The organism is Pseudomonas sp. AA-38 (genome assembly GCF_029457475.1).
GTDB lineage: Bacteria > Pseudomonadota > Gammaproteobacteria > Pseudomonadales > Pseudomonadaceae > Aquipseudomonas.
This window is the reverse complement of record NZ_CP120359.1, coordinates 2,203,379-2,223,753: the sequence shown is the minus strand read 5'-3', so window position 1 is coordinate 2,223,753 and position 20,375 is coordinate 2,203,379. Positions and strand designations below refer to the sequence as shown.

The 20,375-nt window shown below is 62.9% G+C and carries 17 protein-coding genes; 4 read left to right on the top strand and 13 right to left on the bottom strand.

Translation table 11 applies throughout. The annotated features are described in order from the left end of the window. Nucleotides 1–39 precede the first annotated feature (39 nt). Complete coding sequence (locus PVE35_RS10095; protein WP_277374555.1) at nucleotides 40–2,757, top strand: nitrate reductase; 2,718 nt, start codon at nucleotides 40–42, stop codon at nucleotides 2,755–2,757. Nucleotides 2,758–2,836: 79 nt separating this feature from the next. Then, entirely contained in the window at nucleotides 2,837–3,580 is a 744-nt protein-coding gene (gene cobA, locus PVE35_RS10090; protein WP_277374554.1) for a uroporphyrinogen-III C-methyltransferase, read from the top strand. Nucleotides 3,581–3,692: 112 nt separating this feature from the next. Here cobA and PVE35_RS10085 read toward each other — a convergent pair whose 3' ends face one another. The 8 genes from PVE35_RS10085 to ppsA all read right to left on the bottom strand — a co-directional run bounded on the left by PVE35_RS10085 (nucleotide 3,693) and on the right by ppsA (nucleotide 11,846). Further along, nucleotides 3,693–4,673, bottom strand: a complete 981-nt coding sequence (locus tag PVE35_RS10085) for an OmpA family protein (protein ID WP_268177803.1) — start codon at nucleotides 4,671–4,673, stop codon at nucleotides 3,693–3,695. Nucleotides 4,674–4,781: 108 nt separating this feature from the next. After that, a complete protein-coding gene (gene sigX, locus PVE35_RS10080) occupies nucleotides 4,782–5,372 on the bottom strand; it encodes an RNA polymerase sigma factor SigX (protein WP_268177804.1) in 591 nt (196 codons plus the stop codon). An 80-nt stretch (nucleotides 5,373–5,452) separates the two neighbouring features. Further along, nucleotides 5,453–6,277, bottom strand: coding sequence for a mechanosensitive ion channel domain-containing protein (locus PVE35_RS10075; RefSeq protein WP_268177805.1), 825 nt, complete (start codon nucleotides 6,275–6,277; stop codon nucleotides 5,453–5,455). A 1-nt stretch (nucleotide 6,278) separates the two neighbouring features. Further along, entirely contained in the window at nucleotides 6,279–6,530 is a 252-nt protein-coding gene (locus PVE35_RS10070) for a CrfX protein (protein WP_277374553.1), read from the bottom strand. Nucleotides 6,531–6,579: 49 nt separating this feature from the next. Further along, nucleotides 6,580–7,566, bottom strand: a complete 987-nt coding sequence (locus PVE35_RS10065; RefSeq protein WP_277374552.1) for a zinc transporter ZntB — start codon at nucleotides 7,564–7,566, stop codon at nucleotides 6,580–6,582. A 5-nt stretch (nucleotides 7,567–7,571) separates the two neighbouring features. Continuing rightward, nucleotides 7,572–8,060, bottom strand: coding sequence for a ribonuclease E activity regulator RraA (gene rraA, locus PVE35_RS10060; protein WP_129482420.1), 489 nt, complete (start codon nucleotides 8,058–8,060; stop codon nucleotides 7,572–7,574). Between the two features lie 177 nt (nucleotides 8,061–8,237). Continuing rightward, a complete protein-coding gene (locus PVE35_RS10055; protein WP_277374551.1) occupies nucleotides 8,238–9,206 on the bottom strand; it encodes an alpha/beta fold hydrolase in 969 nt (322 codons plus the stop codon). A 267-nt stretch (nucleotides 9,207–9,473) separates the two neighbouring features. Then, a complete protein-coding gene (ppsA, locus tag PVE35_RS10050) occupies nucleotides 9,474–11,846 on the bottom strand; it encodes a phosphoenolpyruvate synthase (RefSeq protein ID WP_277374549.1) in 2,373 nt (790 codons plus the stop codon). Between the two features lie 182 nt (nucleotides 11,847–12,028). Between ppsA and PVE35_RS10045 the strand changes: the two genes are divergently transcribed. Then, entirely contained in the window at nucleotides 12,029–12,847 is an 819-nt protein-coding gene (locus PVE35_RS10045) for a pyruvate, water dikinase regulatory protein (RefSeq protein ID WP_268177810.1), read from the top strand. A gap of 17 nt (nucleotides 12,848–12,864) precedes the next feature. Next, complete coding sequence (locus tag PVE35_RS10040) at nucleotides 12,865–13,494, top strand: LysE family translocator (RefSeq protein WP_277374548.1); 630 nt, start codon at nucleotides 12,865–12,867, stop codon at nucleotides 13,492–13,494. 5 nt (nucleotides 13,495–13,499) lie between these two features. Here PVE35_RS10040 and prpF read toward each other — a convergent pair whose 3' ends face one another. From prpF to PVE35_RS10015, 5 genes are all read right to left on the bottom strand, one after another. After that, the gene (gene prpF, locus PVE35_RS10035; RefSeq protein ID WP_277374547.1) at nucleotides 13,500–14,687 is read right to left on the bottom strand and encodes a 2-methylaconitate cis-trans isomerase PrpF; all 1,188 of its coding nucleotides are present in this window, start codon (nucleotides 14,685–14,687) and stop codon (nucleotides 13,500–13,502) included. Nucleotides 14,688–14,893: 206 nt separating this feature from the next. Next, nucleotides 14,894–17,503, bottom strand: a complete 2,610-nt coding sequence (acnD, locus tag PVE35_RS10030) for a Fe/S-dependent 2-methylisocitrate dehydratase AcnD (protein ID WP_277374870.1) — start codon at nucleotides 17,501–17,503, stop codon at nucleotides 14,894–14,896. A gap of 13 nt (nucleotides 17,504–17,516) precedes the next feature. Next, nucleotides 17,517–18,674 carry a 2-methylcitrate synthase gene (gene prpC, locus PVE35_RS10025; RefSeq protein WP_277374546.1) on the bottom strand — a complete coding sequence of 386 codons (1,158 nt, stop codon included), beginning with the start codon at nucleotides 18,672–18,674 and terminating at the stop codon, nucleotides 17,517–17,519. Between the two features lie 30 nt (nucleotides 18,675–18,704). After that, entirely contained in the window at nucleotides 18,705–19,592 is an 888-nt protein-coding gene (gene prpB / locus PVE35_RS10020; protein ID WP_277374545.1) for a methylisocitrate lyase, read from the bottom strand. Continuing rightward, entirely contained in the window at nucleotides 19,589–20,308 is a 720-nt protein-coding gene (locus PVE35_RS10015; protein WP_268177815.1) for a GntR family transcriptional regulator, read from the bottom strand. The genes prpB and PVE35_RS10015 overlap by 4 nt, the downstream gene beginning before the upstream one ends. Nucleotides 20,309–20,375: the final 67 nt, after the last annotated feature.

Here is a 20,375-nt window from a genome sequence, read left to right as displayed (position 1 = left end):
AACACAGCGTTGTTCACCCTGCGCCTGTAGGAGCCCGATATGGCCAGCCCCACGCAAATTACCGCCTCCACCTGCTGCTACTGCGGCGTCGGCTGCGGCGTGCTGATCGAGCACGACGGCGAGCAGATCCTCGGCGTCGCCGGCGACCCCAGCCACCCGGCCAACTTCGGCAAGCTGTGCAGCAAGGGCTCGACCTTGCACCTGACCGGCGATCTCGACGCCCGCGGCCTGTACCCCGAGCTGCGTCTGGGCAAGAGCCTGGCCCGTACCCGCACGGACTGGAACAGCGCCCTGGATCACGCCGCGGCCGTGTTCGCCGAAACCATCCGCGAACACGGCCCGAACAGCGTCGCCTTCTACATTTCCGGGCAACTGCTGACCGAGGACTACTACGCCTTCAACAAGCTGGCCCGCGCCCTGGTCGGTACCCACAATATCGACTCCAACTCGCGGCTGTGCATGTCCAGCGCTGTGGTGGGCTACAAACGCAGCCTCGGCGCCGACGCGCCGCCCTGCTCCTACGAAGACATCGAACAGAGCGAGTGCGTGCTGATCGCCGGCTCCAACATGGCCTACGCCCACCCCGTGCTGTTCCGCCGCCTGGAAGAAGCCAAGGCGCGCCGGCCGGACATGAAAGTGATCGTCATCGACCCGCGGCGCACCGATACCTGCGAGTTGGCCGACCTGCATCTGGCGATACTGCCTGGCACCGATGTCGCCCTGTTCCACGGCATCCTGCATATCCTGCTGTGGGAAGGCTTGATCGACCGTGCCTACATCGACGCCCATACCGAAGGCTTCGAGGCGCTGAAGGATCTGGTACGCGACTACAGCCCCGCTGCCGTCGCGGAAATCTGCGGTATCAGTCGTGAGGCGCTGCAGACCTGCGCGCAATGGATCGGCCAGGCACCCAGCTTTCTCTCGCTCTGGTGCATGGGGCTCAATCAGTCATCCTCCGGCAGCGCCAAGAACAGCGCGCTGATCAACCTGCACCTGGCCACCGGACAGATCGGCAAACCCGGTGCAGGCCCCTTCTCCCTGACTGGCCAGCCCAACGCCATGGGCGGTCGCGAGACCGGCAGCCTGAGTAACCTGCTGCCCGGCCATCGTGAAGCCGGCGATGCCGAACACCGCGCCGAAGTCGCTGCCTACTGGGGTATCGATGCCCTGCCGGAGACGCCCGGCCTGTCCGCTATCGAACTCTTCGATGCGGTGCACGACGGGCGCATCAAGGCGCTGTGGATCGCCTGCACCAACCCGGCACAATCGCTGCCGAACCAGAACAAGGTGCACGAAGCCCTGGCCGCCTGCCCCTTCGTGGTGGTGCAGGAAGCCTTCTTCACCACCGAGACCTGCCACTACGCCGACCTGCTGCTACCCGCCGCCAGTTGGGGCGAGAAGGAAGGCACGGTGACCAACTCCGAGCGCCGCGTCAGCCATGTACGCCCGGCCGTGCCAGCGCCCGCAGAGGCGCGGCCCGACTGGTCGATCACCTGCGACTTCGCTCGTCGCCTGGAAACCCTGCTCCGCCCCGGCCTGCCCAGCCTGTTCGACTTCACCAGCAGCGAATCGCTGTTCGAGGAATACAAACACCTGACCGCCCAGCGCGATCTCGACCTCTCGGGGCTGAGCTACGCCCTGCTGGATGACCAGGGCCCGCAGCAATGGCCGTTTCCGGCCGATGCCAGCCAGGGCACCGCGCGCCTCTATGCCGACGGCCGCTTCCCCACCACCAGCGGCCGCGCACAGTTCCATGCCGATCCCTACCGCGCACCGAAGGAAAGGCGCGAGGCGCGCTATTCGCTGAGCCTCAACACCGGCCGCCTGCGCGACCAGTGGCACGGCATGAGTCGTACCGGTACGGCCGCGCAACTGTTCGGCCACGTCGAAGGCCCCTTGCTGGGTCTACACCCGGATGAATTGCGACGCAGGCGCCTGCAGGACGGCGATCTGGTCAGGCTGCGCAGCCGTCGCGGCAGTCTGATTCTGCCGGTGCAGAGCGACGACAGTGTGCGGCCTGGCCAGGCCTGGCTACCGATGCACTGGGGCAATCGTTTCCTGCGAGGTCTGGGCACCAATGTGCTGACCCAGCCGGCCTGCGATCCACTGTCCAAGCAGCCAGAGCTCAAGCATGCCGGCGTCGAGGTGGATAAGGTCGAGCTGCCCTGGCAGTTCTTCGCCCTGGTCGAAGGCCAAGTGCAGCAACGCCTCGAGGCGCTGCGCCCGCTATTCGAGGGCTTCGCCTTCGCCAGCCTCACGCCCACAGGGCGCGAGCGCCCCGCCCTGCTGATTCGTGCCGCCAGTACCGTAGCGCCGCAGCCCGAGTTGCTGGCGCAGATCGACCGGCTGCTGCACCTGAACGAAGGCCCGGTGCTGGCCTATGACGACCCACGCCGCACCGTCGGCAAGCGTGTGCGTATCGAGGAAGGCCGCATCGTCAGCATCCGCCTGGCCGGAGAAACCGCCGCCAGCGAATGGCTCAGAAGCTTGTGGCTGGATGGCCAGGCCGACGCCGATCTGCGTCGCTGGCTGCTCGCCCCGGTCTCGGCACCGCCGGGCAGCGCCAGCACTGCGCTGCGCGGCAAGACCCTGTGCAACTGCCTGAACGTCAGCGAAAGCGCGGTGTGCGCCGGCATCGAACGCGGCCTGGATCTGAACGGCCTCAAGCAGGAACTCAAGTGCGGCACCAGTTGCGGCTCCTGCGTCCCTGAAATCAAACGCCTGCTGGCTCGACAGCCAGCGGTGACACACGCGTAGGGTGCGCTGTGCGCACCGCTGCAAAATCATTCGGTGCGCACAACCCAGGCGGCCCCGCGACACCCTACGAGGTAGCAATATGAGCGCAAAAGTCTGGCTGGTGGGCGCTGGCCCTGGTGATCCCGAGCTGCTGACCCTCAAGGCGGTGAAAGCCCTGAGCCAGGCCGATATCGTGATGATCGACGATCTGGTCAACCCCGCCGTACTGGAGCACTGCCCAGGGGCACGCATCGTAGCTGTGGGCAAACGCGGCGGTTGCCGCTCCACCCCGCAGGCCTTCATTCATCGCCTGATGCTGCGCTATGCGCGCCAGGGCAAATGCGTGGTGCGCCTCAAGGGGGGCGACCCGTGCATCTTTGGTCGTGGCAGCGAAGAAGCCGACTGGCTGAACGCCCATGGCATCGAGGTGGAACTGGTCAACGGCATCACCGCCGGCCTGGCCGGTGCTACCCAGTGCGGCATCCCCCTGACCCTGCGCGGTGTCGCCCGTGGCGTCACCCTGGTCACAGCACATACGCAGGACGACAGCGGCCTGAACTGGCAAGCGCTGGCGCAGAGCGGTACGACCTTGGTGGTGTACATGGGCGTGGCCAAGCTGGACGAGATTCAGGCTGGCCTGCTCGCCGGCGGCATGAATGGCGATATGCCGGTGGCAATGATCGAAAACGCCTCGCTGCCCGCGCAGCGCGAATGTCGCAGCCGGCTCGCGGCGCTGCAGAACGATGCTGCGGCCTTTTCCCTGAAGAGCCCGGCCATCCTAGTGATTGGCGAAGTGGCCCGCGCCAGCGCCCAGATCAGCATGCCCCAGCTCCTGCATGCCTGACCGCTTCGCGCTCCTGCGAAGCCGTTGTTTGCCCGCTGTATTCGGCGGGCTTTTTTATTTCAGAAAAAGAAAAACCCGGCCGAGGCCGGGTTCTTCGCGAAGCATCAGGGCATTACTGCTTGACCTGAGCTTCCACTTCCGCTTCAACGCGACGGTTGATGGCACGACCTGCATCGGTGGCGTTGTCGGCAACCGGGCGGGTTTCGCCGTAACCAACAGTATTTACACGGCTGCCGTCTACGCCGTACTGGTTGACCAGCACGTTACGCACGGCGTTGGCACGACGCTCGGACAGTTTCTGGTTGTAGGCATCGGTACCGACGGAGTCGGTGTGACCTTCAACGGTGGTGGTGGTCTGCGGATACTGGTTCATGAAGTCAGCCAGGTTCTTGATGTCGCCATAGCTTTCTTCTTTCACGCGATCCTTGTCGAAGTCGAACTTGACGTCCAGCTCGACGCGAACGGTTTCCATGGCCGGTTCCGGAGCAGGCTCAGGCATCGGTTCCGGCGCTGCGGCAACGACCGGAGCCGGAGCCGGCTTGCTGCCGCCACCGAAGTTCAGACCAACACCCACGCCAGCTTGCCACTCGGTGTCGCCCTGATCGATGTTGTACAGAGCGTCGACGCCGGCACGGGCGTAGAACATATCGGTGAAGTAGTACTTGGCGCCGGCACCTGCGATGGCCAGAGTCGAGTGGTTACGACCACCGCTGTTGGCGTCGCCGATGCTCTGATGGCCGAAACCGGCAGACACGTAAGGACGCAGCCCTGCACCCGGCTGACCGAAGTGGTAGATGGCCTTCAGATCGCTCAAGTTGCCTTTGATGTTCTTGCTGCCCTGAGTGCCTTCACCACGCAGGTCGTGGTACTCACCGTAGGACAGTGCCAACTCGACGTCATCGGTCAGGTAGTAGCCGATGCTACCGCCGAACAGGTTACCTTCGTCATGCGCGAAATCACGCTGAGAATCGGTGAAGTAGCGATTGACGAAGCCTTCCACCTCGACTGCGCCTTGGCCTTGCGCCAGCGCGCCGAAGGAAGTAGCGGCAACGATAGAACCAATGACTACGCCCAAGGTGTTTTTTACTTTCATCCGTTAAATCCCCATCTTGATGGTTAATAAGTTCCCGTGTAACTCAAAGCGGCAACTTGGCGGCGATTTTATCAGATCTCGCCACTGCTTTAGTGTCAGTTTGCTGAATTAAGTTTCGGAATTGTCCGAAAATTTCTCCCGCAACCGATCCAGCGCACGCTTGTAGCGCATTTTCGTCGCGCTCAAGCCCATGTGCATGATGTCGGCGATCTCCTGGAACTCCAGTTCCGCAACGAAACGCAATACCAGAATTTCCCGGTCGATCGGATTAACGTGTACCAACCAGCGATCGAGCCCGCCGCGCTCTTCGACTTTGGGGGTCTTCTCGTCGGAGGCTTCCTCCAACGGATCCAAACTCAAGGCGTCAATCAGTCGGCGCTTTCTTCGCTCTTTACGGTACTGGGTGATGCACTCGTTATAAGTGATGCTATAGAGCCAGGTCTTGAACTTGGACTTGCCCTCGAAGTTCTTCAGGCCGTAGAGCACTTTCAGCATCACTTCCTGACAGACATCGTCAGCGTCTCTTTCGTTCCCCAGGTAACGTGCGCAGACATTGAACAGCGTGCGCTGATAGCGGCGCATCAGCTCTTCGTAGGCACGGGTGATGTGAAACAGCTCGTCATGGGCGCGCGCCACCAGCTCCTCATCGGTGAGCTCGCGGGGATCGTAACGCGTGGGCAGGGTTTGAGCTTTGTTCAAAACGGGTCAGGCCGACGGACAGGACGAAAGTGCCCGGCGGGTCTACCGGCCGGGCAGCTATATAAAATAACAGATTGGCGTCAGCGACTGTTCACCCGTTGTTCGAGCATCACGCGATTGGCCACCGAAACCAGCTCGCCGGAGTCGGTCAGCAGAATGGTCTTCACCGTGCCGATCTCTTCGATCTGTCCTTCGACCTCGCCGATCTGCACTTGTTGCCCAACCTGGTACAACTCGCGCACGTAGATACCCGCCAGGATCTGGCTGGCGATCTCACGGCTCCCCAGCCCCAGGGCCAGCGCGACCGCCAGACCGACGGAAATCAGCACGATGGCGATGACGTTGTTGAGCAGGTCGGTCTTGATTTCCAGTTGGCCGATGGCCACCGAGATGCTGATGATGATCACCAGCCCCTGGGCGACGCGTCCCAGGCCGTGGGCATACTCCAGGCCCACACCTTCGGCAGCGCCACGCACCAGGCTGCTGACCAGTTGTGCCAGCAGCACGCCAGCGAGCAGCACTAGGGCCGCCCCGAACACCTTGGGCAGATACAGCGCCAGCACGTCGAGGGTTGCAGACACGCGCTGCAGGCCGAGCGATTCAGCGGCCGAAACCAGGAAGATCAGCAGTACGAACCAGTAGACGATCTTGCCGATCAGGGTGGAGACCGATACCTGGATACCGACACGCCCCAGCAGCTTGGTCATCCCGGTGCCCATCATCAGGCGATCCAGCCCCACCTTGCCTAACAACTTGGACAGCAGGGTATCGAGCAGCTTGGCCACGACGAAGCCCAGCAACACCAGCACCAGCGCCACGAACAGATTGGGAATGAAGCCTGCCACCTTGTTCCACAGGGCGCTCATGGCGGCAATCAGGCTTTGGGTCCAGGGGTCGAGTTCCATTTCAATCGGCCTTGTCAGCGGAAGCGGAGGATTGGGTACGGCGCGAAACCGGCGCGACATGCGCCGAGCCGTTGTTCAGGGCGATCATCAGTGCTTGTAGCCAATGCCCCATCAGGCTGAACAGATCGCCCGCACCGACCTGGCGGTTGGCGGTCTTCAGCACGCGATGCAGGCAAGCGTCGTCATCGCGGCTCGCCGGCGTCGTCTTGAGCAGATCGCGCAGGGATTCTTCAAATGGGTCGTGCATGGGCACCTCACTGGATGTCTGGGCTAGACGCCCTTGCCATGGGCCAGGTCACAGTTCATAGCCAGCGCCAACGCCGAAACAGCAGCAGTTGCGCGACAGCCAGAACCACCATCAGGCCGCAGGCAACGAAGAACCCGGTCGGGCTTTCTGCCCCCGGAATACCGCCCACGTTGATGCCGAGCAGGCCGGTCAGGAACGTCAACGGCAGGAACATGCCGGTGATCACCGTGAAACGATACATGATGCGATCCATGCGCTCACGCAAACGCTGGCTCTCTGCTTCGAGCACCAGGCTGACGCGTTCGCGGACCAGTTCCAGCTCTTCCAGGTAACGGGTCAGGCTGTTGTTCAGCTCGTTCCAGTAATCACCGTCATCCTCTAAGAACCAGGGCTGCCGGCTGCGGACAAGCTGCGCATAGAGGTCACGCTGCGGCGCCAGGAAACGCCGCAGGCTGGCCGCACGGCGACGCACTTGCAGCATCAGGCCATGATCGGGACGATAGCGTTCGTCGCTGTCGAGACGGTCCTCTTCGGCTTCCAGTTGCTCGCTCAGCTCGGCCACCAGATCGTCGACCCGGTCAGTCAGGTGCCGGGCCAGTTCCAGCAGCAACTCGGAAGAGGTGCGCGGCCCTTTGCCAGCACACAGATCGGCGATCAGGGCGTCGGTGGCCAGCAGCGGGCGCAGGCGCAACGAGATGACCCGCTGAGCATCAGCGAAGATGCGCACCGAGACCATGTCTTCCGGCTCGGCCCCCGGATTTCGGTTAATGCCACGCAGGAATACCAGCAGTTCGTTGTCTGGCAGCGGCAACAGGCGTGGGCGGGTGTTTTCCTCCAGCAGCAGGTCGCAACTGAATTCGTCCAGCCCGCTGCTTTCACGCAACCAGCGCTGCGCCTGCGCCTGGCCACGATCCCAGTGCAGCCAGAGGCTTTCCTGGGCGCCGAGCTGCAGTTCGTCCAGCTCGCGCCGGTCGATGCTGCGCGCCCCGCCCTGCCCGTCGAGCACGAAGGCGTGCAGCAACGCCGAATCCTGATCGACCATCGGGCTTATTCCGGCATGCTCAAGGCTTGCGGGGAGACGATGATGCCGTTGTTGTCGGCATACAGGTACTCGCCTGGCTTGAAGGTCACGCCGCCGAAAGTCACCGGTACGTTGAGGTCGCCGATACCGCGCTTGTCGGTCTTCATCGGATGGCTGGCCAGGGCCTGTACGCCAAGATCGGTCTGCGCGATCACGTCGACGTCGCGAATGCAGCCGTACACGACTATTCCCGCCCAGCCATTCTTCGCTGCCTTCTCGGCCAGCATGTCGCCGAGCAACGCGCGGCGCAGCGAACCACCACCATCGACCACCAGCACACGGCCTTCGCCGGGCAGATCGACCTGCTCCTTGACCAGCGAGTTGTCCTCATGGCACTTGATGGTGACCATCTGCCCACCGAAGGAATCACGGCCACCGTAGTTGGCGAACATCGGCTCGACCACCTGCACCAGTTCCGGGTAGGCATCGCACAGGTCTGGGGTGATGTAGTGCATGGCAAAACTCCTTTGAGCAGGGATGGGAGCAGCTGGCCTTGAGCAGGCCGCTTGATTGCGACAGCGAAAAGCGAACGTCGCCCGGCACGCAGGCCGGAGAATGACCAAAGCGCCTGGAGGCGTCACATCTTACCGGGATGCCGCCTGTGATGAAACGCCCGGCATCGCCTAGAGGCTCTACTCCGAGATATCTGGCGGTAACTGCAGATGTTGCAACCAATGCTTTACCAACGGCCAGACTTCGGTTTGCGCCTCCTTGCTGACCAGCATTTCGATATGGCCGAGGTCGCTGGAAAAGCCATTGGCCTTGCTCAGCAACAGGAAGGTCGTGCTGGCCTGGCCGCACTGCTGCAGCAACTTGCGGCAGGCCCAGGCAGGATCCTGCCGATCGCCGACGGCGCTGACCGCCAGTACCGGCAGTCTGACCTCGGCCAGTCCCGCCCACCAGTCGCGCTCCGGCTCGCCGAAGCGTCCGAACAATCTCTGCCAGCGCAGGAATTCCCGCACAATGCCGATGGGTTCATCTTCCGGCCCACGCTTGAGCCGCCGCCCCGACAGGTAAGGGAACAGGCGCAGGGCCAGGCGTGCGCTCCATTGTACCGGCGGCAGCTTGAGCGGCCAGTGACCACGGCTTACCTGGCTGCCGAAAAGGCTGGCCGAGCGTACCCGCCCGCCATCCAGATACCAGCCGCCGAGCGCCGCCGCCAAAACAACACCGCCCAGTGAGTGACCGAGCCAATGCGCGGCCTGCCCCGTCTGCTCGAAAACGAAATCGGCGATAGCGGGCAGGTCGTACCGGGCATACTGCGCCACGCTGTTGTTGCGGTAGTCAGTGTTACGTGGCGACAAACCATGGCCACGCATCTCGGCGATCCATACATCAAAACCGGCGCGCGCCAGGTAGGCGCCCAGCCCCAACCCCCTGGGTGAATACCAGAAACGCCGGTTGGAGAAGCTGCCATGCAACAGCACCACCGGCACACCGCGCGGCGTGTCTGCAGCAGCCTGCCCCAGACGGGTCAGCGCCAGCTCGACGCTGGTATCGGGGCTGTTGTTGGGTTTGAGGCGGTAGACATCCTCGCTGAGGTCACCACGAAGCTCAGCGCTGACCAGGGCGACGGGAAAAAGCTCACTGCTGCTTTGCATGAATCGGACGACCACATGGGCAATTTGCCATGAAAAACGAAACACGAAACGGGCTGCACGCCCAGTAGGCCAAGCACGAAAAAGGGCGGGCTAACAGACCGCGCGAAAACGTAGCGAGCGAAGGTCAGGCAAGGCAAAGAACGGCGAAAAAGCGCAGTTTACGCGCTGTAAATGAGCATTTTGAGCCGTTCTTTAACGCAGCATGGCCGAGCGCAGTAGTTTTCTCGCGGTTTGTAACCCGCCCTTTCGTCACCTATTGGTGCCGCCTCAGGCAGCGCCACCCTCGGCGAGGAAGAACCAGGTGTCGAGTACCGAGTCCGGGTTCAGCGAAACGCTCTCGATGCCCTGCTCCATCAGCCACTTGGCCAGATCCGGGTGATCCGAGGGCCCCTGGCCGCAGATGCCGATGTACTTGCCGGCCTTGTTGCACGCGGCGATGGCGTTGGCCAGCAGCTTCTTGACCGCCGGGTTACGCTCGTCGAACAGGTGAGCGACGATGCCGGAGTCGCGATCCAGGCCCAGGGTTAGCTGGGTCAGATCGTTGGAGCCAATGGAGAAACCGTCAAAGAACTCGAGGAACTCCTCGGCCAGGATGGCGTTGGACGGCAGCTCGCACATCATGATGACCTTCAGGCCATCCTGACCGCGGGCCAGGCCGTTGCTGGCCAGCAGCTCGACCACTTGCGAGGCCTCACCCAGGGTACGCACGAAGGGCACCATGATCTCGACGTTGCTCAGGCCCATCTCACCACGCACCTTCTTCAGTGCACGGCATTCCAGCTCGAAGCAATCGCGGAAACTCTCGCTGATGTAGCGCGAGGCGCCACGGAAACCCAGCATCGGGTTCTCTTCTTCCGGCTCGTACAGCTTGCCGCCGATCAGGTTGGCGTACTCGTTGGACTTGAAGTCCGACAGGCGCACGATGACCTTCTTCGGCCAGAAGGCGGCGGCCAGGGTGCTGATGCCCTCGACCAGCTTCTCGACGTAGAAGTCGACCGGATCACCGTAACCGGCGATACGTTTCTCGACGCTATCCTTGATCTCCGCCGGCAGGCTGGCGAAGTTCAGCAGCGCCTTGGGGTGCACGCCGATCATGCGGTTGATGATGAACTCCAGGCGGGCCAGACCCACGCCTTCGTTCGGCAGTTGGGCGAAGTCGAAGGCACGATCCGGGTTACCGACGTTCATCATGATCTTGAACGGCAGTTCGGGCATGGCATCGACCGAATTCTTGCGGATGTCGAAGCCCAGTTCGCCCTCGAAAATGAAGCCGGTATCCCCTTCGGCGCAGGACACGGTGACGCCCTGGCCGTCCTTGAGCACGCTGGTGGCGTTGCCGCAACCGACCACAGCCGGGATACCCAGCTCACGGGCGATGATCGCCGCGTGACAGGTACGCCCGCCGCGGTTGGTGACGATGGCGCTGGCGCGTTTCATCACCGGCTCCCAGTCCGGATCGGTCATGTCGGAAACCAGCACGTCGCCTGGCTGCACCTTGTCCATCTCGGACACGTCGTGGATCACCCGCACCTTGCCGGCGCCGATGCGCTGACCGATGGCGCGGCCTTCCACCAGTACGGTGCCCTTCTCTTTCAGCAGGTAGCGCTCCATGACGGTGGCGCTGGAACGGCTCTTCACGGTTTCCGGACGAGCCTGGACGATGTACAGCTTGCCGTCGTCACCGTCCTTGGCCCACTCGATGTCCATCGGGCGGCCATAGTGCTTCTCGATGATAAGCGCCTGTTTGGCCAGCTCGCTGACCTCTGCGTCGGTGATGCAGAAACGCGCACGCTCGGCGCGGTCGACGTCGACAGTCTTGACCGAACGACCGGCCTTGGCCTCGTCGCCGTAGACCATCTTGATCGCCTTGCTGCCCAGGTTGCGACGCAGGATCGCCGGACGGCCCGCTTCCAGGGTCGGCTTGTGCACGTAGAATTCGTCGGGGTTCACCGCGCCCTGCACCACGGTCTCGCCGAGGCCGTAGGCGCCGGTGATGAACACCACGTCACGAAAGCCGGACTCGGTGTCCAGAGTGAACATCACCCCGGCGGTGCCGGTTTCCGAACGCACCATGCGCTGCACACCAGCAGACAGGGCGACCAGCTTGTGGTCGAAGCCCTGGTGCACGCGGTAGGCGATGGCACGGTCGTTGAACAGGGAAGCGAAGACTTCCTTGGTGGCACGGATCACGTTGTCCACGCCGCGGATGTTGAGGAAGGTTTCCTGCTGGCCGGCGAAGGACGCATCCGGCAGGTCTTCGGCGGTGGCCGAGGAACGTACGGCCACAGCCATGTTGTCGTTGCCAGCGCTCATGGCGGCGAAGGCATCGCGAATCTGCTTGTCCAGCTCGGCCGGGAAGTCGGCTTCCATAACCCACTGGCGAATCTGCGCGCCGGTCTTGGCCAGGGCGTTGACGTCGTCGACGTCGAGCGCATCGAGGGCCGCGTGGATCTGGGCATTCAGGCCGCTCTGCTCGAGGAAGTCGCGATAGGCCTGAGCCGTAGTGGCGAAACCGCCTGGAACCGAGACGCCGGCACCTGCCAGGTTGCTGATCATCTCGCCGAGGGATGCGTTTTTGCCCCCCACATGCTCTACATCGTGGACGCCGAGCTTATCGAGGGAAACTACGTACTCTACCAAGGTGATCTCTCCACTAACGGTGTTGGAAAAGCTCAGTGGGCTGCGCAATGTCGAACGACCAGAGTCGCGCGATTGTGGCCTTGCCCTTGAATAAGTAACAATGCCGAAACCCCCATGGGCCCGGCGAAAAACGCGGCCTATCATAGCCAAGAATCGATCTCAGCTTAAGGCCTTTGGCGCAAATGAAACGAACCGCTTTCTTCATCTCCGACGGCACCGGCATCACCGCCGAAACCCTGGGCCAGAGCTTGCTCGCGCAGTTCGAGAATATCCAATTCACCAAACTCACGCGTCCTTATATCGACAGCGTCGATAAAGCGCGCGCCATGGTACAACAAATCGATGCGGCCGCCGAAAGGGACGGCGCACGTCCGATCATCTTCGACACCATCGTCAATCGCGATATCCGTGCGATCCTCGATACGGCAAATGGTTTCATGATCGACATCTTCTCCACCTTTCTCTCGCCACTGGAACAGGAGCTGAGCTCGCACTCCTCCTACTCCGTCGGCAAGTCGCACTCCATCGGCCAGAACTCCAACTACATGGAGCGTATCGAGGCGGTCAACTTCGCCCTGGACAACGATGACGGTGCGCGCACTCACTATTACGACAAGGCCGACCTGATCCTGGTCGGCGTGTCGCGCTGCGGCAAGACGCCCACCTGCCTGTACATGGCCATGCAGTACGGCATCCGCGCCGCCAACTACCCCTTGACCGAAGACGACATGGAGCGCCTGCAACTGCCCGAGTCGTTGAAGAAGTACCGCGACAAACTGTTCGGCCTGACCATCGACCCGGATCGTCTCACCGCCATCCGCCACGAGCGCAAACCCAACAGCCGCTATGCCAGCTACGCCCAGTGCGAGTTCGAGGTGCGCGAAGTGGAGAACCTGTTCCGCCGCGAAAACATCGCCTTCATCAACTCCACGCATTTCTCGGTGGAGGAAATTTCGGCCAAGATTCTGGTGGAAAAAGGCGTGGAGCGCCGTCTCAAGTAACCTCGCGCGAGCCCAACATGACACTCAACGACGCCCTGCTGTTCGCCCCGCTCGCCCTGCTGATCGCTATAACACCGGGGCCCAACAATTTCTGCTCGATGAACAATGGCATCCGCCATGGTGTGGGCACCGCAGTGCTGGCCACCACTGGGCGAGTCGCCGCCTTTGCCTTTTTCCTCTCGATTTCGGCTGTCGGCCTCGGCGCGATGCTGCTGGCATCCGAGCGAGTATTCACTGCAATCAAATGGATCGGCGCCGCCTACCTGCTGTACTTGGGCATCAGCGCTTGGCGCAGCCACGCCTTCGCCCCGAGCGAGCAGCAAGGAGCGCTACCCTCACGGCGCAACTTGTGGCTGGCGACACGCCAAGAGTTCCTCATCGGCATCAGCAATCCCAAGGCGATCTTGTTGTTCGCGGCGATCTTTCCGCAATTCATCCGCACCGATCAGCCAGCCACCGAACAGTTTCTCTACCTCGGGGCGACCTACCTGCTGGCTGAATACGTGGCCTCGCTGCTATACGCACTATTCGGTCTGCAGATTCGCCGCCTGATCCGTACCGCTCGCGGTGTGCGCAACCTCAACCGCACCACCGGCGCCTTCTTCGTGGGTGCCGGTGGCCTGTTGCTGGGCACCAGCCAGCACTGAGCGATTCAGAAGCTGTCGCCCGGTACCCGCACCCAGCCTTCCATCAGAATGCGCGCACTGCGACTCATCACCGCCTTGGTCACCGTCCACTGCCCCTCGACCCGCTTGGCCTGGGCGCCGACCCGCAGGGTGCCGGACGGGTGACCGAAACGTACCGACTCGCGCTCGCCGCCACCAGCGGCCAGGTTGACCAGCGTCCCTGGAATCGCCGCCGCCGTGCCGATGGCCACCGCGCAGGTGCCCATCATGGCGTGGTGCAACTTGCCCATGGACAGCGCGCGCACCAACAGGTCGATATCACTGGCCTTGACGTCCTTGCCGCTTGAGGTGCAGTAATCCTTGGGTGGGCTGACGAAGGCGATCTTCGGGGTGTGCTGACGGGTCGCGGCCTCCTCGGCCGTCTTGATCAGCCCCATGCGCAGTGCGCCGGCAATGCGCATCTGCTCGAAGCGCGCCAGTTGCGCCGGGTCACCATTGATATCCTCACGCAGCTCGGTGCCCCGATAGCCGATGTCCTCTGCATTGACGAAGATGGTCGGGATGCCGGCGGTGATCATGGTGGCCTTGAAGGTGCCGATGCCAGGTACCTCCAGATCGTCCACCAGGTTGCCGGTGGGGAACATCGAGCCGCCCTCCTCGCCGTCATCGGACGGGGCGAGGAATTCCAGCACGATCTCGGCCGCCGGGAAGGTCACGCCGTCCAGCTCGAAGTCGCCAGTTTCCTGCACCTGCCCATTGCTGACCGGCACATGAGCGATGATGGTCTTGTGGATGTTGGCCTGCCAGATGCGCACCACGCAGGTGCCGTCCTCGGGAATTCGAGTGGGGTCGACCAGGCCGGCATGAATGGCGAAGGCGCCAGCCGCGGTGGACAGGTTGCCGCAGTTACCGCTCCAGTCGATGAAGGCCTTATCGATGGAGACCTGGCCGTAGAGGTAGTCGACATCGTGATCGGGCTGAGTGCTTTTCGACAGGATCACGCACTTGGAGGTGCTTGAGGTCGCGCCGCCCATGCCGTCGATCTGCGCGGCGTACGGATCGGGGCTACCGATCACGCGCATGAACAGTTTGTCACGGGCCTCGCCAGGCACCTGGCAGGACTCGGGCAGATCCTGTAGGCGGAAGAATACGCCCTTGCTGGTGCCGCCTCGGATGTAAGTGGCGGGGATTTTCACTTGAGGCAGATGAGCCATGAGTGCAGTCCTGAAGTAGCCCGGATGCAATCCGGGGAGAATCATTCAACCTTGCCCCGGATTTCATCCGGGCTACGCGCTTGTCTCCCCTCTCCCGCTTGCGGGAGAGGGGCCGGGGGAGAGGGTCTATCAGACAACACCGAGCCGCCTGCACCACCCTCTCCCCAGCCCTCTCCCATGAATGGGAGAGGGAGTAGACCGCGTCATCACGCCACCGCGCCTTCGAGGAAGTCCTTGGCGAAACGCTGCAGCACGCCACCGGCCTTGTACACGTTGACATCGGCAGCCGTATCCAGGCGGCAGGTCACCGGCACCTTGACCGTCTCGCCGTTACGGCGATTGACCACCAGGGTCAGGTCGCAGCGTGGCGAGATGTCGCCCTCGATGTCATAGGTTTCGGTGCCATCCAGGCCCAGGGTCAGGCGGGTGGTACCCGGCTTGAACTCCACCGGCAGCACGCCCATGCCCACCAGGTTGGTGCGATGGATGCGCTCGAAACCTTCGGCGACGATCACCTCCACACCCGCCAGACGCACGCCCTTGGCCGCCCAGTCACGGGACGAGCCCTGGCCATAGTCAGCACCGGCAACGATGATCAGGTTCTGCTTGCGGTTCATGTAGGTCTCGATGGCTTCCCACATTCGCATCACCTTGCCTTCGGGCTCCACCCGGGCCAGCGAGCCCTGCTTCACCTGCCCGTCGACCACGGCCATTTCGTTGACCAGTTGCGGGTTGGCGAAGGTGGCGCGTTGCGCAGTCAAATGGTCGCCACGGTGGGTGGCGTAGGAGTTGAAGTCTTCTTCCGGCAGGCCCATTTTCGCCAGGTACTCGCCAGCGGCCGAATCCGCCAGGATAGCGTTGGACGGCGACAGGTGATCGGTGGTGATGTTGTCCGGCAGGATCGCCAGCGGGCGCATGCCCTTGAGCGTACGCTCGCCGGCCAGCGCGCCTTCCCAATATGGCGGGCGGCGGATGTAGGTGGACATCGGCCGCCAGTCGTACAGCGGGCTCTCGGCCTCCTGCACGCTACCCAGGTCGAACATCGGGATGTAGATCTGCTTGAACTGCTCGGGCTTGACGCTCGCCGCGACTATGGCATCGATCTCCTCGTCGCTCGGCCACAGATCCTTCAGCGTGATCGGGTTGCCCTGAGCATCAGTGCCCAGCGCATCCTGCTCGATATCGAAACGCACGGTGCCGGCAATCGCATAGGCCACAACCAGCGGTGGCGAAGCGAGGAAGGCCTGCTTGGCATAGGGATGGATGCGCCCGTCGAAGTTGCGGTTGCCCGAGAGCACAGCGGTGGCGTACAGGTCGCGCTCGATGATTTCCTTCTGGATTTTCGGATCGAGCGCGCCAGACATGCCGTTACAGGTGGTACAAGCATAGGCGACGATGCCGAAGCCGAGCTTTTCCAGCTCCGGCAGCAGACCGGCCTCCTCCAGGTACAGCTTGGCGACCTTGGAGCCTGGCGCGAACGACGTTTTCACCCAGGGCTTACGCACCAGGCCCAGCGCATTGGCCTTCTTCGCCACCAGACCGGCAGCGATGACATTGCGCGGGTTGGAGGTGTTGGTGCAGCTAGTGATGGCGGCGATGATTACCGCGCCGTCAGGCATCAGGCCCTGGGCTTCTTCGCCCTTGCCGGCCTGCAGCTTGTCTTCGTCGGCGATACCACGCTCGGCTAGCGCCGAGGTCGGCAGGCGGCGATGCGGGTTGCTCGGGCCAGCCATATTGCGCACCACGCTGCCCAGATCAAAACGCAGCACGCGCTCGTACTCGGCGGTTTTCAGCGCGTCGCTCCACAGGCCGAGGGTCTTGGCGTAATTCTCCACCAACGCCACCTGCTCCGGTTCACGCCCGGTGAGCTTGAGGTAGTCGATGGTCTGGCCGTCGATATAGAACATCGAGGCCGTCGCACCATACTCGGGGCACATATTGGAGATGGTGGCGCGGTCGCCGATGGACAGGCTGTCGGCGCCCTCGCCGAAGAACTCGACCCAGGCACCGACCACGCGCTCCTTGCGCAGGAACTCGGTCAGTGCCAGGACGATATCGGTGGCGGTGATGCCAGGCTGGCGCTTGCCGGTCAGCTCGACGCCGACGATATCAGGCAGACGCATCATCGATGGATGGCCAAGCATCACCGTCTCGGCCTCCAGGCCGCCGACGCCGATGGCGATGACGCCCAGGGCATCGACATGCGGGGTATGCGAGTCGGTGCCGACGCAGGTATCGGGGAAGGCGATGCCGCCGCGCGCCTGGATCACCGGGCTCATCTTCTCCAGGTTGATCTGGTGCATGATGCCGTTGCCGGCCGGGATCACGTCGACGTTCTTGAACGCGGTCTTGGTCCAGTCGATGAAGTGGAAGCGATCCTCGTTGCGCCGATCCTCGATGGCACGGTTCTTCTCGAAGGCGTCAGGGTCGAAGCCCGGCGCCTCGACGGCCAGGGAGTGGTCGACGATCGGCTGGGTCGGCACCACCGGGTTGACCTTGGCCGGGTCACCACCTTTTTCTGCGATGGCGTCACGCAGGCCGGCCAGGTCGACCAGTGCGGTCTGGCCAAGGATGTCGTGGCACACCACACGCGCCGGGTACCAGGGAAAGTCCAGGTCGCGCTTGCGGTAGACCAGTTGCTCCAGCGAGGCGATCAGGTCTTGCGGATCGCAGCGGCGCACTAGCTGCTCGGCGAGCACGCGCGAGGTGTAGGGCAGCTTGCTCCAGGCGCCGGTCTGGATCGCCTCGACCGCCTCACGAGCGTCGAAGTAATCCAGCGCGGTACCGGGCAGGCGCTTGCGGTATTGACTGTTCACGGTTTCGGTCATTTTATTTACGGTCCTTGAGCGGCACGAACTTCAGGTCTTCGGGGCCTGTGTAGTTGGCGCTCGGGCGGATGATCTTGCCGTCGATGCGTTGCTCGATAACGTGCGCGGACCAGCCGGCGGTACGGGCGATAACGAACAACGGAGTGAACATGGCGGTGGGCACGCCCATCATGTGGTAGCTCACGGCGCTGAACCAGTCGAGGTTGGGGAACATCTTCTTGATCTCCCACATCACGCTTTCCAGTCGCTCGGCGATGTCATACATCTTGGTGTTGCCCTGCTCCACGGATAGCTCGCGGGCCACTTCCTTGATCACCTTGTTGCGCGGGTCGCTGACGGTGTAGACCGGGTGACCGAAGCCGATCACCACTTCCTTGCGCCCTACCCGCTCACGGATGTCGGCCTCGGCCTCGTCCGGGCTGTCGTAGCGCTTCTGCACCTCGAAGGCCACCTCATTGGCGCCGCCGTGTTTCGGCCCTCGCAGCGCGCCGATGGCGCCGGCGATGCAGGAGAACAGGTCGGAGCCGGTACCGGCAATCACCCGCGAGGTGAAGGTGGAGGCGTTGAATTCGTGCTCGGCATACAGGTTCAGCGAGGTGTGCATGGCGCGCACCCAGGACTCGCGCGGCTTCTCACCATGCAGCAGATGCAGAAAGTGGCCGCCAATGGAGTCGTCGTCGGTGTCCACCTCGATGCGTTTGCCGTTGTGGCTGTAGTGGTACCAGTACAGCAGCGCCGAACCCAGAGAGGCCATCAGCTTGTCGGCAATATCGCGGGCACCCGGGTGGTTGTGGTCATCCTTTTCCGGCGCCAGGCAACCGAGCACCGATACGGCGGTGCGCATCACGTCCATCGGGTGCGCCGAGGGCGGCAGAGTCTCCAGAGCCGCCTTCACCCCGGCCGGCAGGCCGCGCAGGGCCTTGAGCTTGGCCTTGTAGCCAGCCAGCTCGGCGACGTTGGGCAACTTGCCATGCACCAACAGATGGGCGATCTCCTCGAACTCGCAGCGGTTGGCGAAATCGAGCACATCATAGCCACGGTAATGCAGGTCGTTGCCTGTGCGGCCAACGGTGCACAGCGCGGTGTTGCCGGCGGCGGTGCCGCTCAGGGCGACGGATTTCTTCGGTTTGAAGCCAGGGGTGGTTTCGGTGGCACTCATGGTTATCTCCTCGAATCCTTGTTCTTGTCTTTATTTCTTGCCAGCAGCGAACAGCGCATCGAGCTTCTGCTCGAAGGCGTGGTAGCCGATGCGGTCGTAGAGTTCGGCGCGGGTCTGCATCAATTCGATCACGTCCTTCTGGTGGCCGTTCTGGCGGATCGAGGTGTAGACACTTTCCGCCGCCTTGTTCGCCGCACGGAAGGCCGACAGCGGATAAAGCTGGATGGCCACGCCGACCGAGGCCAGTTCGTCGCGGGTGAACAGCGGCGTGGCACCGAATTCGGTGATGTTGGCCAGCACCGGCACCTTCAGCGCCTCGACGAAGCGCTGGTAAGTGGGCAGGTCATAGGCCGCCTCGGCGAAGATACCGTCGGCACCCGCCTCGACGTAGGCTTGGCAGCGCTCGATGGCGGCGTCCACCCCCTCGGCCTGAATAGCGTCGGTACGGGCGATAAGGAAGAAGTCAGGATCGGTCTTGGCATCAGCGGCAGCCATCACGCGGTCGCACATTTCCTCGGTGGAAACGATCTCCTTGCCCGGACGGTGGCCGCAGCGCTTGGCACCGACCTGATCCTCGATATGCGCGGCAGCGGCACCTGCCTTGATCAGGTTCTTGATGGTGCGCTCGATGTTGAAGGCACTTGGGCCGAAGCCGGTGTCGATGTCCACCAGCAGCGGCAGGTCGCAGACATCGGTGATGCGGCGCACATCGGTCAGCACGTCATCGAGGGTGTTGATGCCCAGGTCTGGCAGGCCCAGGGAGCCGGCCGCCACGCCACCACCGGACAGGTAGATGGCGCGGAAACCGGCACGCTTGGCCAGCAATGCATGGTTGGCGTTGATCGCGCCGATCACCTGCAGCGGTTGCTCTTCGGCGAGGGCCTGGCGGAAACGCTGGCCGGCGGAAAGCTGGGTCATGAATCACCTCGGGTCTGGGATGAAGTGACGAGCGCCTCCTGATAGTGGCGCTCGATATTACGCTTGGAGGCGCCGATATGACGGCGCATCAGCAGTTCGGCCAGTTCGCCGTCACGTTCGGCGATGGCATCGAGAATGCGGTGGTGTTCGGCGAAAGCCTGGTGCGGTCGATTGGGCGTAGCGGAAAACTGCAGGCGGTACATGCGCACCAGTTGGTACAGCTCGTCGCACAGCAACTTGGCCAGGGTGCGATTGCCGCTGCCCTGGATGATCCGGTAGTGGAAATCGAAATCGCCTTCCTGCTGGTAGTAGCCGACGCCGGCCTTGAACGCGGCGTCCTGCTCGTGCAGCTCCAGCACCCGGCGCAGTTCGTCGATCTCGCCCTGGCTCATGCGCTCGGCGGCCAGGCGGCAGGCCATGCCTTCGAGGGACTCGCGAATCTCGTACAGCTCGATCAGCTCGCAATGGCTGAGCGACACCACCCGCGCCCCCACATGTGGCACCCGCACCAGCAACTTCTGCCCTTCCAGGCGATGGATCGCCTCGCGCAACGGGCCACGGCTGATGCCATAGGTGCGTGCCAGTTCGGGCTCGGAGATCTTGCTGCCAGGGGCGATCTCGCCGCGCACGATAGCTGACTGGATCAACCGGAAGACATGCTCGGCCAGGGTTCCAGAGTCTTCCTGCGCTTCTTGAGCCTCAATGACATTAAGCATATTGTCGACACTAAATTCTGAAAACAGCCAAATAGATACGCCAAACCAGCAGCCACGTCAAAGAAAA